General features: G+C 66.7%; 14 protein-coding genes and 1 tRNA gene. All 15 read left to right on the forward strand.

Annotated features, from left to right (window positions below; all coding sequences use genetic code 11):
• The first annotated feature begins 139 nt into the window (after positions 1-139).
• The 15 genes from CXZ05_RS00295 to CXZ05_RS00365 all read left to right on the forward strand — a co-directional run bounded on the left by CXZ05_RS00295 (position 140) and on the right by CXZ05_RS00365 (position 14,874).
• The gene (locus CXZ05_RS00295; RefSeq protein WP_102970635.1) at positions 140-571 is read left to right on the forward strand and encodes a cytidine deaminase; all 432 of its coding nucleotides are present in this window, start codon (positions 140-142) and stop codon (positions 569-571) included.
• Entirely contained in the window at positions 568-1,881 is a 1,314-nt protein-coding gene (locus CXZ05_RS00300; RefSeq protein WP_102970636.1) for a thymidine phosphorylase, read from the forward strand. The genes CXZ05_RS00295 and CXZ05_RS00300 overlap by 4 nt, the downstream gene beginning before the upstream one ends.
• 2 nt (positions 1,882-1,883) lie before the next feature.
• Complete coding sequence (locus tag CXZ05_RS00305; protein ID WP_102970637.1) at positions 1,884-2,501, forward strand: DedA family protein; 618 nt, start codon at positions 1,884-1,886, stop codon at positions 2,499-2,501.
• A 102-nt stretch (positions 2,502-2,603) separates the two neighbouring features.
• Positions 2,604-3,290, forward strand: a complete 687-nt coding sequence (locus CXZ05_RS00310; RefSeq protein ID WP_102970638.1) for a DedA family protein — start codon at positions 2,604-2,606, stop codon at positions 3,288-3,290.
• Between the two features lie 89 nt (positions 3,291-3,379).
• Positions 3,380-4,525 (forward strand): adenosine deaminase, encoded by a 1,146-nt coding sequence (locus CXZ05_RS00315; RefSeq protein WP_102970639.1) that lies wholly within the window; start codon positions 3,380-3,382, stop codon positions 4,523-4,525.
• An 82-nt stretch (positions 4,526-4,607) separates the two neighbouring features.
• Positions 4,608-5,219 (forward strand): MazG nucleotide pyrophosphohydrolase domain-containing protein, encoded by a 612-nt coding sequence (locus tag CXZ05_RS00320; protein WP_102970930.1) that lies wholly within the window; start codon positions 4,608-4,610, stop codon positions 5,217-5,219.
• Between the two features lie 120 nt (positions 5,220-5,339).
• On the forward strand, positions 5,340-6,620 hold the full coding sequence (gene eno, locus CXZ05_RS00325) for a phosphopyruvate hydratase (protein ID WP_102970640.1): 1,281 nt from the start codon (positions 5,340-5,342) through the stop codon (positions 6,618-6,620).
• A gap of 88 nt (positions 6,621-6,708) precedes the next feature.
• The gene (locus CXZ05_RS00330) at positions 6,709-7,536 is read left to right on the forward strand and encodes a septum formation initiator family protein (protein WP_102970641.1); all 828 of its coding nucleotides are present in this window, start codon (positions 6,709-6,711) and stop codon (positions 7,534-7,536) included.
• Between the two features lie 75 nt (positions 7,537-7,611).
• The gene (locus CXZ05_RS00335) at positions 7,612-8,313 is read left to right on the forward strand and encodes a DUF501 domain-containing protein (protein WP_180987206.1); all 702 of its coding nucleotides are present in this window, start codon (positions 7,612-7,614) and stop codon (positions 8,311-8,313) included.
• Positions 8,310-9,266, forward strand: coding sequence for a Ppx/GppA phosphatase family protein (locus CXZ05_RS00340; RefSeq protein ID WP_102970643.1), 957 nt, complete (start codon positions 8,310-8,312; stop codon positions 9,264-9,266). Before CXZ05_RS00335 ends, CXZ05_RS00340 begins: the two co-directional genes overlap by 4 nt.
• 18 nt (positions 9,267-9,284) lie before the next feature.
• Positions 9,285-10,682, forward strand: a complete 1,398-nt coding sequence (locus CXZ05_RS00345) for a S8 family serine peptidase (protein ID WP_102970644.1) — start codon at positions 9,285-9,287, stop codon at positions 10,680-10,682.
• Positions 10,683-10,716: 34 nt separating this feature from the next.
• Entirely contained in the window at positions 10,717-12,183 is a 1,467-nt protein-coding gene (locus CXZ05_RS00350; protein ID WP_102970645.1) for an NAD(P)/FAD-dependent oxidoreductase, read from the forward strand.
• Between the two features lie 127 nt (positions 12,184-12,310).
• Positions 12,311-13,261 (forward strand): N-acetyltransferase, encoded by a 951-nt coding sequence (locus tag CXZ05_RS00355; protein ID WP_102970646.1) that lies wholly within the window; start codon positions 12,311-12,313, stop codon positions 13,259-13,261.
• Positions 13,262-13,281: 20 nt separating this feature from the next.
• A tRNA-Leu gene (locus tag CXZ05_RS00360) sits at positions 13,282-13,355 on the forward strand.
• 172 nt (positions 13,356-13,527) lie between these two features.
• The gene (locus tag CXZ05_RS00365; protein WP_102970647.1) at positions 13,528-14,874 is read left to right on the forward strand and encodes an ABC transporter substrate-binding protein; all 1,347 of its coding nucleotides are present in this window, start codon (positions 13,528-13,530) and stop codon (positions 14,872-14,874) included.
• Positions 14,875-14,920 lie beyond the last annotated feature (46 nt).

The raw sequence follows: 14,920 nt of genomic DNA on the forward strand, positions 1-14,920 counted from the left end.
TAAGCCCCTGCCCGAGGGGCCGCAAGTGTCCGTTCGCGCTCGGCGTGTTACCGGGACACGGGGCAGGACACTAAAGTGGGCTCATGAGTGCGCTGCGGCGCACCCGGGTGCCGGCCAGCGGCATCCCGTACGCCAAGGGGTGACGGCCGTGCAGAACGACGCCAACGACGAGGGCGCCAGTATTGACTGGACGGCCCTGAAGGCCGCCGCGCTCGACGCCATGAAGGCCGCCTACTCGCCCTACTCGAACTTTCCGGTGGGGGCCGCGGCCTTCACGACGGATGGCCGGATCGTGAGCGGCTGCAACGTGGAAAATGCCAGCTACGGCCTGACGCTGTGCGCCGAGTGCGTCCTCGTGGGAAACCTGCAGATGACCGGCGGCGGCCTGCTCCGCGCCTTCTGCTGCGTCGACGGCGGCGGCAACGTGCTGATGCCCTGCGGACGCTGCCGGCAGCTGCTGTATGAGTTCCGGGCACCCGGTATGGAGTTGATGACCACCCACGGGATCAAGACCATGGACCAGGTGCTGCCCGACGCCTTTGGCCCCGAACACCTGGAGGGAACCCGGTGACCCAGAAGAACGAGGCGTTCGACGCCGTCGACATCATCCGGACCAAACGGGACAAGGGCGCACTCAGCCCCGAGCAGATCGAGTGGACCATCGACGCTTACACCCGCGGTGTCATCGCCGAGGAGCAGATGGCCGCCCTGAACATGGCCATCCTGCTCAACGGCATGGACCGCGCCGAGATCTCGCAGTGGACCGCGGCCATGATCGCCTCGGGGGAACGGATGGGCTTCTCCGGCCTCCGGCGGCCCGATGGCGGCGTGAAGGTAACCACCGACAAACACTCCACGGGCGGAGTGGGGGACAAGATCACCCTGCCGCTGGCGCCCCTCGTCGCCGTCTTTGGGGTGGCGGTGCCGCAGCTGTCCGGCCGCGGGCTGGGCCACACCGGCGGCACGCTGGACAAACTCGAGTCCATTCCTGGCTGGCGCGCGGCCCTGAGCAACGACGAAATGCTTGCCCAGCTCCAGGAGGTGGGCGCGGTGATCTGTGCCGCCGGACCAGGGCTCGCCCCCGCGGACAAGAAGCTCTACGCGCTCCGTGACGTCACGGGCACCGTCGAGTCCATCCCGCTGCTTGCGTCCTCCATCATGAGTAAGAAGATCGCCGAGGGCACGGGCTCGCTGGTGCTGGACGTCAAGGTGGGCAGCGGGGCGTTCATGAAGGACGAGGCCGGGGCACGCGAACTGGCCGAGACCATGGTGGCCCTCGGCAAGGACGCCGGCGTGGAAACCGTGGCACTGCTGACCAACATGGGCACCCCGCTCGGGCTCACCGCGGGCAACGCCATCGAGGTGGAGGAATCCGTTGAGGTCCTCGCCGGCGGCGGCCCGGCCGACGTGGTCGAACTGACAGTGAGACTCGCGGAGGAGATGCTGCGCTGCGCCGGTGTTTCCGACGCCGATCCCGCCGCCGCGCTCAAGGACGGCAGGGCCATGGACGTCTGGAACCGGATGATCGAGGCCCAGGGCGGGGACCCGCGGGCGAAGCTGCCGGTGGCCCGGGAATCTGAAACCATCCACGCGCCCGCCGACGGAGTCCTCGTGGAGCTCGACGCGTTTGCCGTGGGTGTGGCGGCCTGGCGGCTCGGCGCCGGGAGGGCCCGGAAAGAAGACGCAGTGCAGGCGGGTGCGGGCGTCCGCATGCACGCCAAGCCAGGCGCAACTGTGCGTGCCGGCGAACCGCTGATGACCCTGCTGACGGACACACCGGAGAAGTTTGCCCGGGCCAAGGAGGCGCTCGACCATGCCGTCACCATCGCCCCCATTGGCTCCAGGCCTGCCCAGCAGCTCATCATCGACCGCATCGCCTGACCGTGCAGGCCATCAATGACTTCATCCTCGCCGCTGCCGGCCAGCCCTGGGTCCTGTTCGTAGTCCTCGCCTGTTGTGTCATCGACGGCTTCTTCCCGCCCATTCCCAGCGAATCCGTGGTGGTGGGGCTGGCCGCCGTCGCCGCGACGGCGGACGTTCCCAACCCATGGCTGCTCGCTGCCGTGGCGGGACTCGGCGCCTTCACGGGCGACAACGCCGCCTACCTCATCGGCCGCGGCGTGGGCACGCAGCGCTGGCGGTGGATGCGCGGCCCGCGGATGCAGCGCGCGTTCCGGTGGGCCGGGCGGGAGCTGCGCAAGCGACCGGCGTCGCTGATCCTCGTGGCGCGGTTCGTTCCCATCGGCCGGGTGGCAGTCAACCTGACCGCAGGTGCCACCCACTATTCGCATCCGCGCTTTATCGGTCTGACTGTGGTTTCCGCCACCCTCTGGGCCTCGTATTCCGTGGCCATCGGGCTGTTCTTCGGCCAGTGGTTCGAGGAAAACCACCTGCTGGGAGCCGTAATCGCCATTGTTTGCGCCATTGTGCTGGGCATCCTGGTGGACCTCGTCATCAACCGGCTGCGGGGCCGCATTCAGGATCCGCTCCAGGAAAGTTGACTTTCCAATCAGGGCGTAGCGGACTATCCTCCGGCCGTGCGACACTAAAGAGCGATTTGCGTCACTTCCTGTCTTGTCATATTGCCGAGGAGCAACACCCGCGTGGAGTTTATTAATGAGGCCGTGCTCCATGCAGCGGGTCAGTGGTGGATTTATCCCGTTCTGCTGATGTTCTTCTTCGTTGACGGGTTCGCGATGGTGGTCCCCAGCGAGACGCTGATCGTGGCGCTGGCGGCCTTTTCCCGGCACAGCGGGGAGCCCAACCTGTGGATCCTCGGCCTGACTGCCCTGACCGGCGCCATGGCCGGTGACAACATGGCGTACATGCTGGGCCGGAAGATCGGCCTGGAGCGCTGGAAATGGATGCGCCGGCCCAGAGTGCAGAAAGTTTTCGGGTGGGCGCGCTACGAACTGGAGAAGCGCGGCGCCGTGCTGATCTTCACGGCGCGGTACATCCCGTGGGGGCGCGTGGCGGTGAACTACGTGGCCGGCACCACCGGGTTCCCGCACCGCAGGTTCTTCCTGCTGGATGCCCTTGCGTGCTTCACATGGGTGGGTTACTCGATAGGCATCGGCCTCGTCGCAAGTTCCTTCCCGTGGCTGCACAGCAACCCCCTGCTGGGCGCCGGCATCGCCGTCGTGTTCGCCATCATTCTGGGCATCATCATCGACCACGCCCTCCGCTGGTGGCACAAGCGGCTCGGCCGCAACGATGCCCACGCTGCCCCGGACGAGAGCCCGGCACCGGAACAGGGCAACGTCCCGGAACAGAGCAGCCGCGTGGCTTAGCAGCGCGCGGATGGGCCGCCTTTCAGGCCGCCCGTCGCCATGCCGCGCGCCCGTTGGCTTTGCCGCCGGTGCAACCCTAGAGTTGGTACGTGACTGAGCCAATCGTTGACGCCGCCCCTGCCCTTGACTTCGACCTGAAGAGCCTCCCCAAGGTATCCCTTCACGACCACCTGGACGGCGGCCTGCGCCCTGCCACCATCATCGAGCTGGCGGAGGCCGTGGGGCACGCCCTCCCGTCCACAGACCCGACGGCGCTGGGTGAATGGTTCCGCGAATCCGCCGACTCCGGCTCGCTGGTCCGCTACCTTGAGACGTTCGACCACACGGTCGCCGTCATGCAGACCAAGGAAGGTCTGTTCCGCGTCGCCAAGGAGTTCGTGGAGGATCTGGCGGACGACGGCGTGGTGTACGGCGAAGTGCGCTGGGCACCTGAGCAGCACCTCCAGAATGGACTGACTCTGGACGAGGTTGTCGAGGCGGTCCAGGAAGGACTCGAAGCCGGCGTGGCGGCCGTGGCCGAGACCGGCCGCGAGATCCAGGTGGGCCAGCTCATCACGGCCATGCGGCATGCTGACCGCGGCCAGGAAATCGCTGAACTCGCCGTTCGGCACCGCGACAAGGGCGCCGTCGGGTTCGACATCGCCGGCGCCGAGGACGGCTTCCTGCCCTCGCGCTTCCGCGACGCCTTCACCTACCTGGCCGAGAACAACTTCCCGGCCACAGTGCACGCCGGTGAAGCCGCCGGACTGGACAGCATCCAGTCCGCCCTCGTTGACGGCCGCGCGCTGCGCCTGGGCCACGGCGTACGCATCGCCGAGGACATCATGGTGGAGTTCGACGAGGACGACGCCGACGACGAGGACAGCGACAACATCGGCCTGGTCACCCTCGGCAACCTGTCCAGCTGGATCCGCGACCGCGGCATCGCCCTGGAAATCTGCCCGTCCTCCAACCTGCAGACCGGTGCCATTGCAGCCTTCGGTGAGGGCATCGAAAGCCACCCGCTGGACATGCTGTACCAGCTGGGATTCAACGTCACCATCAACACGGACAACCGCCTCATGAGCGGCGTGACGCTTACCGATGAGTTCGAGCTCCTGGTGGAGACTTTCGACTACGACCTCGATGACCTGCTGGAACTCACGCTCAACGCGGCCGAGGCATCCTTCCTGCCACTGGAGGAAAAGGAAGCCCTCGTGGAGTACATCAACGAGGCGTACGGCGACCTTGGCTGAAGCCGTCCGACAGCCCGAACCCGCCAGTGAAACGGAGGAACTGCTGGCGGTGATCGCTGCCCTCCGTGAGCACTGCCCCTGGATGGGCGCCCTCACCCACGAGTCGCTCGTGGAATACCTGCTGGAGGAGGCCTTCGAAGTTGCCGAGACCATCGAGACCGGTGCGGACGAGGCTGAACTGAAAGGCGAGCTGGGCGATGTGCTGCTCCAGGTGGTGCTGCACGCCCGGCTCGCCGAGGAACGAGGCCTGTTCGGCTTCGGCGACGTGGCGCGCGGCCTCACCGAGAAGATGATCCGCCGCAACCCCCACGTGTTCCGACCGGACGGATCCCTGCAGGACACCTTTCCTGCCACGGTGGAGGAAATCGTGCTCAAATGGGACGCCGTGAAAAAGGCGGAAAGCCCGCAGCGCAGCACGCCCTTCGAAGGCATCCCGGTGGCCCTGCCCGCGTTGGCCCAGGCCCAGAAAACCCTTGACCGGGCCCAGCGGGCCGGGCTGCAAGCCCCAGTGATTGAACGAACCCCATTGGTTGAGCTGACCGAATCGATAGACACCGAAGCCGAACTCGGCGAGCTGCTGCTCGCCGTCGTCCGTTCTGCCCGGAACAGGGGGTTCGACGCCGAACGCGCCCTCCGCGGGGCCGTCCGGCGGTACCAGAACCGCCACCCGGAGACGTCCGCGCCCGGATCATGACGTCCGGGTTCTGGATAGGTTTCCGTAACGTGCACCACTCTCGACTACGCTAGTCACTGACGAGGACGTCGAGATTTTTCCCCTAAAGTCCCCAGTAAATCGCCCACAAGGAGCACATCCATGGCGCTTATCGATGCCATCCACGCCCGCGAGATCCTCGATTCCCGTGGCAACCCCACCGTCGAAGTTGAAGTTCTCCTCTCCGACGGCCAGATCGGCCGCGCTGCCGTTCCGTCCGGTGCGTCCACCGGCGAGCACGAAGCCGTTGAACTGCGCGACGGCGACAAGGGCCGCTACCTCGGCAAGGGCGTCCAGAAGGCCGTTGACGCCGTCATCGACCAGATCGCACCGGCCCTGACCGGCTTTGACGCCACCGACCAGCGCAGCATCGACCAGGCCATGATCGACCTGGACGGCACGGCCAACAAGGGCAAGCTGGGCGCCAACGCCATCCTCGGTGTCTCCCTGGCAGTTGCCAACGCCGCAGCAGCCTCCGCCGACCTGCCGCTGTACAAGTACCTGGGTGGCCCGAACGCCCACGTCCTGCCCGTTCCGCTGATGAACATCCTCAACGGCGGCTCGCACGCGGATTCCGACGTCGACATCCAGGAATTCATGATCGCCCCGATCGGCGCCGAGACCTTCTCCGAGGGCCTGCGCTGGGGCGTCGAGGTTTACCACAACCTCAAGTCCGTGCTGCAGCAGAAGGGCCTCTCCACCGGCCTCGGCGACGAGGGCGGCTTCGCCCCGAACCTGCCGTCCAACCGCGCTGCCCTGGACCTGATCCAGGAAGCCATCCAGAACGCCGGCTACACCCCGGGCACCGACATCGCCCTGGCCCTGGACGTCGCCTCCTCCGAGTTCTTCAAGGACGGTGCCTACCAGTTCGAAGGCAAGGCCCTGAGCGCCGCCGAGATGAGCGCTTACTACGCCGAACTCGTTGCCGACTACCCGCTGGTGTCCATCGAGGACCCGCTGGACGAGAATGACTGGGAAGGCTGGAAGATCCTCACCGACGCCATCGGTGACAAGGTCCAGCTGGTGGGCGACGACCTGTTCGTCACCAACCCCGAGCGCCTGCAGCAGGGCATCGACGCCGCCACGGCCAACTCCCTGCTGGTCAAGGTCAACCAGATCGGCTCGCTGACCGAAACCCTGGACGCCGTTTCCCTGGCCCAGCGCTCCGGTTACACCACCATCACCTCGCACCGCTCCGGTGAAACCGAGGACACCACGATCGCCGACATCGCCGTTGCCACCAACGCCGGGCAGATCAAGACCGGTGCCCCGGCCCGCTCCGAGCGCGTTGCCAAGTACAACCAGCTGCTGCGCATCGAAGAGGAACTTGACGACGCCGCACGCTACGCCGGCCGCAGCGCGTTCCCGCGTTTCAAGGCCTAGTAGCCAAAGAAACAGCTGACCGGTGGCTATGGTGGAAAGACCATAGCCACCGGTTTTGTTTTAGGCGCCCACACGTTACAGGAGTGTCATGGCTACCCGCCGTCCCAAAGTTCCCAGGGTGACCCCACCAGCACAGCAGTCCTCCGCCGGATCGGCCGGGGGAGACGTCATCCAGGCGGACTTTGGTGGCCCGCGCTCGGCGCACGCCACCCACGAGTCCGGGACGGGAACGGGACACGAGGCCAAAGCGGCGGGCAGGGCCAACGGTGCAGGTGCCAAACCCGGCGCTGGTAGCAGGACTGTCACGGGCTCCACCGGTTCCACCGGTTCCACGGGTTCGAGGACCACAGGCACGGGTGCCACGGGCGCCGGTGTGAAGGGCCCAGGTACGAAGGGCCCCGGTGCAGCAGCTGGCGCTGCCCCTAAAGCTGGCGCGGGCACCAAAGCCAGCGCCGGGAAGACAGGCAGCAGCCGCGGGAAGTCCGGATCGTCTGCCCTCACCGCCGGGGAAGACAACCTCGACCCCGTTCCTGCCAAAGCGTTCTCTGGCCGCATGCTGGCGCTGGCCGTGGTGATGGTTGCCATCACCATCATGCTGGCCCCCACCGTGAAGATCTTTATCGAAAAGCGGGCGGAAATCGCGGCCCTGGAGTCGGACATCTCGGACAGCAAGGCGAACCAGGACAACCTCAAACGGCAGGTCTCGCGCTGGCAGGATCCCAACTACGTCAAGCAGCAGGCACGGGACCGCATTAACATGGTTATGCCGGGTGAGACCGGCTACTGGGTTTTCGGCAGCGACCTGCCGGCCGGCGCATCAGGCAGCCAGCCCAGTGCATCAGAAACACAAGACCCAGCCGACGTGCCCTGGGTGGATTCCCTCTGGGAGTCCATCAGGCGCTCGGCAACAGACTAGGAGCGGCGCCCGCCGCGGGACTGCCTACCGGAATTTCGGTGCAGCCAGATCCGGGCAGGAAGGACGGCCACGCCAGTGGACGACAACACGGCAACCGCCCCCGGTGACTCCAGGCAGCCATCGGCACAGGACCTCGATGTGCTCAGCCGCCAGCTGGGGAGGCCGGTGCGTGACGTTGTGGAAATCCCGGCGCGCTGCGTCTGCGGGAACCCGCTTGTGGCCGCTACATCCCCGCGGCTCAGCAACGGAACTCCCTTCCCCACCACCTTCTACCTGACCCACCCCGTCATCACATCGGCGGTCTCCCGCCTTGAGGCGGCCGGTCTCATGAACGACATGAACGACAGGCTTGCCGCCGACGAGTCCCTGGCAGCCTTCTACCGGGCCGCCCACGAGGCCTACCTGGCCGCCCGCGCGGAAATCGGGGCACGGTCGGGGATCGGCGCCGTCCCGGAGATCGACGGCGTCTCGGCCGGCGGCATGCCCACCCGCGTCAAGTGCCTGCACGTCCTGGTAGGACATTCGCTGGCCGCCGGGCCGGGGGTGAATCCGCTGGGCGACGAAGCCATCGCAGCCATCAGCGAATGGTGGACCGCCGAGCGCTGCTACTGCGAGGGGGCATGGGATACAGCCGGCGAAGCGCCGTCCAGGGATCTCAGCCGCCACGGCCCACAGGGCCTGCCGGACATCGTCGGCCGGCCGGCGCCCGTCCGCAAATCCACGACTGACAAAGCAGCTGATTCCAAGACGGACGCAACAACGGAGGCCGGCGCATGACCCGCGTGGCCGCCATCGACTGCGGAACCAACTCCATCCGCCTGCTCATCGCCGATATTGACCGCAGCAACGGAACGACGAAGCTCACCGACGTCGTGCGTGAAATGCGTGTGGTGCGGCTCGGCCAGGGCGTTGACGCCACCGGCGAGCTGGCGCCCGAAGCGCTGGAGCGCACCTTTGCGGCGACGGCCGACTATGCGGCGCTCATCCGGGAGTACCAGGCCCAGAAAGTCCGGTTTGTGGCCACTTCGGCCAGCCGGGACGCCCGGAACCGCCAGGTCTTCGTGGACGGCATCCAGAACCTCATCGGGGTGGAGCCCGAGGTGATCACCGGCCGCGAGGAAGCCGCGCTTTCCTTCGCCGGTGCCAGCAGCGTGCTGCCCATTGCGGCAGAGGACAAGGTGCTGGTGGTGGACCTGGGCGGCGGCAGCACGGAGTTTGTGCTCGGCGACGCCAGCGGCGTGATCGCCGCTAGGTCCGTGGACATCGGCTGCGTCAGGCTCACCGAACGCCACCTCACATCGGACCCGCCCACGGCTGAGCAGATCGCCGCCGCGGAGGCCGACGTCGACGCCGCCATCGCCGAAGCGCGACTGGCCGTTCCGCTGGAACGCAGCACCGCCGTCGTCGGGGTTGCCGGCTCCATCACCACCATCACGGCGCACGCGCTCAGGCTTCCGGAATACCTGCCGGGGGCCATCCACGGCGCAGAACTGTCCATCTCCGCGGTCCAAGCCGCGGCCACCGATCTGCTGCAGATGACCCGGGCTCAGCGGGCGGCTCTGCCGTACATGCACCCCGGCCGGGTGGACGTCATCGGCGCCGGCGCGCTGGTCTGGCGGCGCATCCTCACCCGCATGGGTGAGCTGAGCGGCGGCCGCATAATTACGGCCACCGCCAGTGAGCACGATATTCTTGACGGAATTGCCCTGAGTGCCGAGGCACCGAGTTAACCGAGTATTGGATCCTGAATGACCAGAGCAAGAGCCCGGCTCCGCCGGACGGTCTCGGCCCTTCTGTCCGGGGTGCTTGCCGGTGGCATCGCCGCGTCCGCCGTCGCCACCGCACCCGCCGCGCAGGCCGATTCCTGGCGGGACAAGGAGTACTGGCTCAAGGAAGCCGGCATCACCAAGGCATGGGAAGTCTCCAAAGGCGCCAACGTGAAGGTCGCTGTGATCGATAGCGGCGTGGACGGAAGCCATCCTGACCTCAAGGGCGTGCTGGCCGGCGGCCATGACGTCTCCGGTGCCGGCGCCCCCGACGGCGAGAAGAGCATCGGTGCCAAGCCCGAGCACGGCACCCTCGTGGCCACCATGCTTGCGGGCCGTGGGCACCAGGCGCCGAAGAAGACATCGGCCAGCGCCAAGCCCTCCCAGAACGCCACTGCAACGGCATCCAAACCCTTGCCCGACGGCATCATGGGTGTGGCGCCCGAGGCCCAGATCCTCTCCGTATCCACCTGGCTGGGATCGGAGAATCCCGGCGGCAAGAGCGACCAGGACCAGATCCCGGAGGCTGTGCGCTGGGCTGTGGACAATGGCGCAAAGGTCATTAACATATCGCTGGGCAGCACGTCGCCGGAGTGGCCGCAAAGCTGGGACGCCGCCTTTCTGTACGCCGAGCAGAAGGACGTGGTCATTGTCGCCGCGGCCGGTAACCGCGTCGGCGGCAACGTTCAGGTGGGGGCTCCTGCTACCATCCCCGGCGTACTGACCGTCGCGGGCCTGGACCGGACCGGACAGGCGAGCACCGATTCCTCCTCCCAGGGCATCAGCATCGGCGTGGCCGCACCGGCGGAGAAGCTTGCCGGCGGACTGCCCGGCGGCAGCTACGCGGAATGGGCCGGCACGTCCGGTGCCACTCCCATCGTCTCCGGCGTTGCGGCCCTGATCCGCTCCAAGTGGCCGGAGATGAGCGCCAAGCAGGTCATCAACAGGATCGTCTCCACCGCCAAGGACGAGGGGACACCGGGCAAGGACCCGCTGTACGGCTTCGGGGTCCTCAATGCGGAGGCGGCGCTCAAGGGCGATGTGGCCGAAACGAAGGCCAACCCGCTGGGTTCCATCGCCGAGTGGATCCGCGTCCACCGGCGCGGGAACTTTGCTACTCCCGCTCCCGAGCCGACGACCGCAGCCCCCGCCCCGCAGGCCACGCTGCCCAAGGCGACGGTGCCGGTCGCCGTGCCGCCGTCACAGCTGGACAGTGCGCTGCCGGCGGCAGTGGTCATCGGATTCGGCGCGCTCTTCATAGCCATTATTGCGGCTGGCGCCGTCCAGCTGCGGCGGGCCTACCGGGCCTCGGGCGGGGGAGCGGAGGAGCCGGAAACCGGTGCGGTGACGAGGGTGGATCCGGCAGACCGCCCGAGTTAGTGAAGATTTTCACAAAGTACTGTATTCTGGAGTTATGGCAACCACCCCACAGCTCCAGGATCGTCCGCGTGTGCTCGTCGTCGGCGGCGGGTACGTCGGCCTCTACGTAGCCCTCAAACTGCAGAAGAAGATCGCGAACGCAGGCGGCATCGTCACCGTCGTCGATCCGCTGCCCTACATGACCTACCAGCCCTTCCTGCCGGAAGTTGCCGGCGGAAACATCGAGGCCCGCCACGCAGTGGTCTCCCACCGCCAGCACCTCAAGCAGACCGAGCTCATTCAGGGCCGCGTCGTATCCATCGACCACGCCAACCGCACGGCCGTGGTTGCCCCGGCTGACGGTGGCGACAACTTCGAGGTGCCGTACTTCGACGTCGTGCTTTCCGCCGGCGCCATCACCCGCACGTTCCCCATCAAGGGCCTGGCGGACAAAGGCATCGGCCTGAAGACCATCGAGGAAGCCGTTGCACTGCGCAACAAGGTCCTTGACCGCATCGAGGTCGGCTCCACCATGACCGACCCCGCCGAACGCGCCCGCGCCCTGACCTTCGTGGTGGTGGGTGGCGGCTTCGCCGGCATCGAGTGCATCACCGAAATGGAAGACCTTGCCCGCGCGGCGGTCAAGAACAACCCGCGCGTCAAGCAGGAGGAAGTCCGCTTCGTCCTGGTCGAGGCCATGGGCCGCATCATGCCCGAGGTCACCGCGAAGCAGGCCGAGTGGGTTGTAGAGCACCTGCGCAGCCGCGGCATCGAGGTCCTGCTGAACACCTCGCTGGACAACGCCGAGGGTTCCCTCAAGCTCATCAACCTGCCGGACAAGACGCCCGCCCAGGAATTCGAAACCGACACCCTCGTGTGGACTGCCGGTGTCCAGGCCAACCCGATGGTCCGCTCCACCGACTTCCCGCTGGAGCCCCGCGGCCGCGTCCGCGTTCTGCCGGACCTGCGCATCTCGGGCGACGAAGGCATCATCGACAACGCCTGGGCCGCCGGTGACATCGCCGCGGTTCCCGACCTGACGGGCGGCGGCCTGCCGGACGGCACCTGCGTTCCCAACGCCCAGCACGCGCTGCGCCAGGCCAAGCGCCTCGCCAAGAACCTGTGGGCTTCCCGCTGGGACAAGCCGCTGGTGGACTACAAGCACAAGAACCTCGGCGCTGTGGCCGGCTTCGGCGAGTGGAAGGGTGTCGCCAACATCAATCTGCTCGGCCGCATCGGGCTCAAGGGCCCCCTCGCCTGGCTGGCGCACCGCGGCTACCACGGCATGGCCATGCCGACGTTCGAGCGCAAGTTCCGCGTGATCGTCAACTGGATCCTGAGCTTCTTCGCGGGCCGCGACACCACGCAGCTGCCGGACCTGGACAACCCGCGCGGCGCCTTCGTGGCCGCCGCCACCCCGGCTCCGAAGCCCGCTGCTGCGGCTCCCGCCGCACCTGCCGCGCCGGCTCCGGCCCCTGCCCAGGGCGGCGTCAAGGATCCTGTCAAGGCTGAAGCCAAGTAGCAGCGTTTAGGCAAGAATAACGACGGCGGCCGTTCCCTTCCGGGGAGCGGCCGCTTTCGCTTTTCCCGCGTGGTCTTCCCCGGTGCACCCTCCCGGGCACGACACGGTGCACACATAGACTGGCTCCATGACGGGTGAAAAGAACCTTCAAACTCTCCTTGCCTCGATGCGTCCGGTGCTCCGGGAAGGGGAGTACGTCTACGTTCTCTGGCCGCACGGCAAGCCGCTGGCGGGGCACATTGAGGCTGCCGTCCGGGAGGCCGAGGGGCTCACGGTGGTCCTGCCCCGGGCCGAAGCGGATGGGCTGGAGCTGCCTTACGATTTCGTGGCTGCCTGGATCAGTTTGGAGGTCCACTCGGCGCTGGAAGCGGTGGGCCTGACGGCGTCGGTCAGCAGGGCGCTGTCCCAGGCCCGGATCAGCTGCAACGTGCTGGCCGGCTTCCACCACGATCATCTGCTGGTGCCGATGGCTGACTCGGCGCGGGCGCTGGAGGTCCTGGCCGAGCTCTCGGCCGCCAACGCCCCAGAGCCCGAGCCGGTGCGCGAAGTGCTGCTGCGCAGCGAGCGGCCCGGGGACCGCGACGCCATCCTTGCCCTGACCGCCGACGCGTTCGCCGTTTCCCCGGTCACCGGGCTGCCGGTGGCGGGGGAGCCCGTTGAGGTCAGGGTGCTCCGCGAGCTGTTCGTCGCCGAGGAGTACCTGCCGGAGTTCAGCATCGTCGCAGAACTCGACGGCGAAATCGTCGGCCACGTGATCAGCACCCGTGCCTGGGTGGAGGACCTTGAGCTGCTGGGCCTCGGGCCCATCGGCGTGACGCCCCGGCTGCAGCGCCACGGCATCGGTTCGGCGCTGATGCGCGAAACCGTCGTCCGTGCGAACGCCGCGGGGGAGAAGGGCATCGCGCTGCTCGGAAGCCCCGAGTACTACCCGCGGTTCGGCTTCGTTCCGGCGTCGTCCCTGGGCGTCGAGGCACCGGACAGGAACTGGCGCGACCATTTCCAGCTGCTGCCCCTCGCCGTGTGGCCCGGCGGGGTCCACGGCACATTCCGTTACGCGGGGCCTTTGGCCTCCCTCTGAGGCGATACGATTGACCGGGCGCCCCAGTAGCCCAATTGGCAGAGGCAGCGGACTTAAAATCCGCGTGTTGTGGGTTCGAGTCCCACCTGGGGTACAACTTTTCTCCTCCGCGCCGCCGGTGTTCCAATATGCAACGAGTGTTATGAGGATGTGACCTTAGTCACTTATTTTCACGCCCAAATTGCATTAGCTTGAACTTAACTCAGGAACCCCTGACCAAAATCGCATCAAAGGCCGTTCGCACCTTTCGATCGAGGAGACTCTAAATGATTTCACTCCCCCAGACGGCGCCACGGGTCGCTAAGCTCACAGTGCTTAGCATCGGCGTCGCCCTTCTGGCCACGGCTTGTGGTGGCGGTTCCACCCCGAGCGCGACAGAATCCTCCGCAGCGGCCGGCGGCATCGCGTGCCCTGCACCCAGTGACACGGCCGGGGCGTCCAGCACCGCCACCGAGACCGGCGCCGTGCCGGCAGCAACAACAACCACCCCCACTCCGCTGAAAATCGGATCGCTTCTGCCGACGACGGGGTCGCTGGCGTTCCTTGGCCCGCCCGAGATCGCAGGCGTTAACCTCGGCATCAAGGAAATCAACGCCGTCGGTGGTGTGCTCGGCAAGCCCGTCCAGGTGGTCCACCGCGATTCGGGCGACACCAAGACCGACATCGCCACCCAGTCGACCACGGCTCTGCTGGGCCAGGGCGTCAGCGCCGTCATCGGGGCGGCCTCCTCGGGCGTGTCAAAGACGGTCATCAACCAGATCACCGGAGCCGGTGTTCTGCAGTTTTCGCCGGCCAACACTTCTCCGGACTTCACCACTTGGGATGATAAGGGCTTGTACTGGCGTACGGCTCCTTCTGACGTCCTGCAGGGTCAAGTCCTGGGTAACTACATGGCTACCTGCGGCGCCCAGACGCTGGGCATGATGGTCCTGAACGACGCCTACGGCACCGGCCTCCAGAAGAACGTGAAGGCGGCCTTCACCGCTGCCGGCGGCCAGGTCGTGGCTGAGCAGCTCTACAACACCGGCGATTCGCAGTTCAGCAGCCAGGTTGATGCGCTAGTTGCGGCTAAGCCGGACGCCATCGCACTCATCACCTTCGACGAAGCCAAGAGCATCATTCCGCTGCTCACGGGCAAGGGCATTAAGGCGGAACAGCTGTTCCTCGTAGACGGCAACCTTTTCGACTACAGCAAGGACTTTAAGGCCGGCACGCTCAAGGGTGCCCGCGGTACGCAGCCCGGGACCTTTGCCAAGGAAGATTTCAAGAAGTCACTCCTTGCAATTGACCCCGCTCTCCGAACGTTCAACTATGCAGGCGAGGCGTACGACGCCGTCAACATGACCGCCCTTGCAGCGGAGGCGGCAAAGAGCACAAAGGGAACGGACATCGCCAAGCAGCTCAAGGCAGTCTCCGAAGGCGGCGAGAAGTGCAACACCTTCCCGTCCTGCATCACGCTGCTCCGCAATGGCAAGGACATCGATTACGACGGCCAGTCCGGTCCGGTCACGTTCTCTGATGCCGGTGACCCCACGGAAGCCTACATCGGCATCTACCAGTATGACGACAGCAACAAGCCCCAGCCCGCGAAGGAGGAATTCGGCAAGCTGTAAGCCTGCTTCCCAAACTTCACACAGAAGCCCCCCGTCCAGCCGGACG

This window comes from Arthrobacter sp. AFG20, assembly GCF_002892795.1.
In the GTDB taxonomy this organism is placed as follows: Bacteria; Actinomycetota; Actinomycetes; order Actinomycetales; family Micrococcaceae; genus Arthrobacter.

Bases quoted from the DNA above. Each gene is read 5' to 3' on its own strand.
- CXZ05_RS00330 (WP_102970641.1), top strand. From the start codon at position 6,709: ATGGCTACCCGCCGTCCCAAAGTTCCCAGGGTGACCCCACCAGCACAG.
- CXZ05_RS00345 (WP_102970644.1), top strand. From the start codon at position 9,285: ATGACCAGAGCAAGAGCCCGGCTCCGCCGGACGGTCTCGGCCCTTCTG.
- CXZ05_RS00355 (WP_102970646.1), top strand. From the start codon at position 12,311: ATGACGGGTGAAAAGAACCTTCAAACTCTCCTTGCCTCGATGCGTCCG.
- CXZ05_RS00350 (WP_102970645.1), top strand. From the start codon at position 10,717: ATGGCAACCACCCCACAGCTCCAGGATCGTCCGCGTGTGCTCGTCGTC.
- CXZ05_RS00320 (WP_102970930.1), top strand. From the start codon at position 4,608: ATGGGCGCCCTCACCCACGAGTCGCTCGTGGAATACCTGCTGGAGGAG.
- CXZ05_RS00340 (WP_102970643.1), top strand. From the start codon at position 8,310: ATGACCCGCGTGGCCGCCATCGACTGCGGAACCAACTCCATCCGCCTG.
- eno (WP_102970640.1), top strand. From the start codon at position 5,340: ATGGCGCTTATCGATGCCATCCACGCCCGCGAGATCCTCGATTCCCGT.
- CXZ05_RS00365 (WP_102970647.1), top strand. From the start codon at position 13,528: ATGATTTCACTCCCCCAGACGGCGCCACGGGTCGCTAAGCTCACAGTG.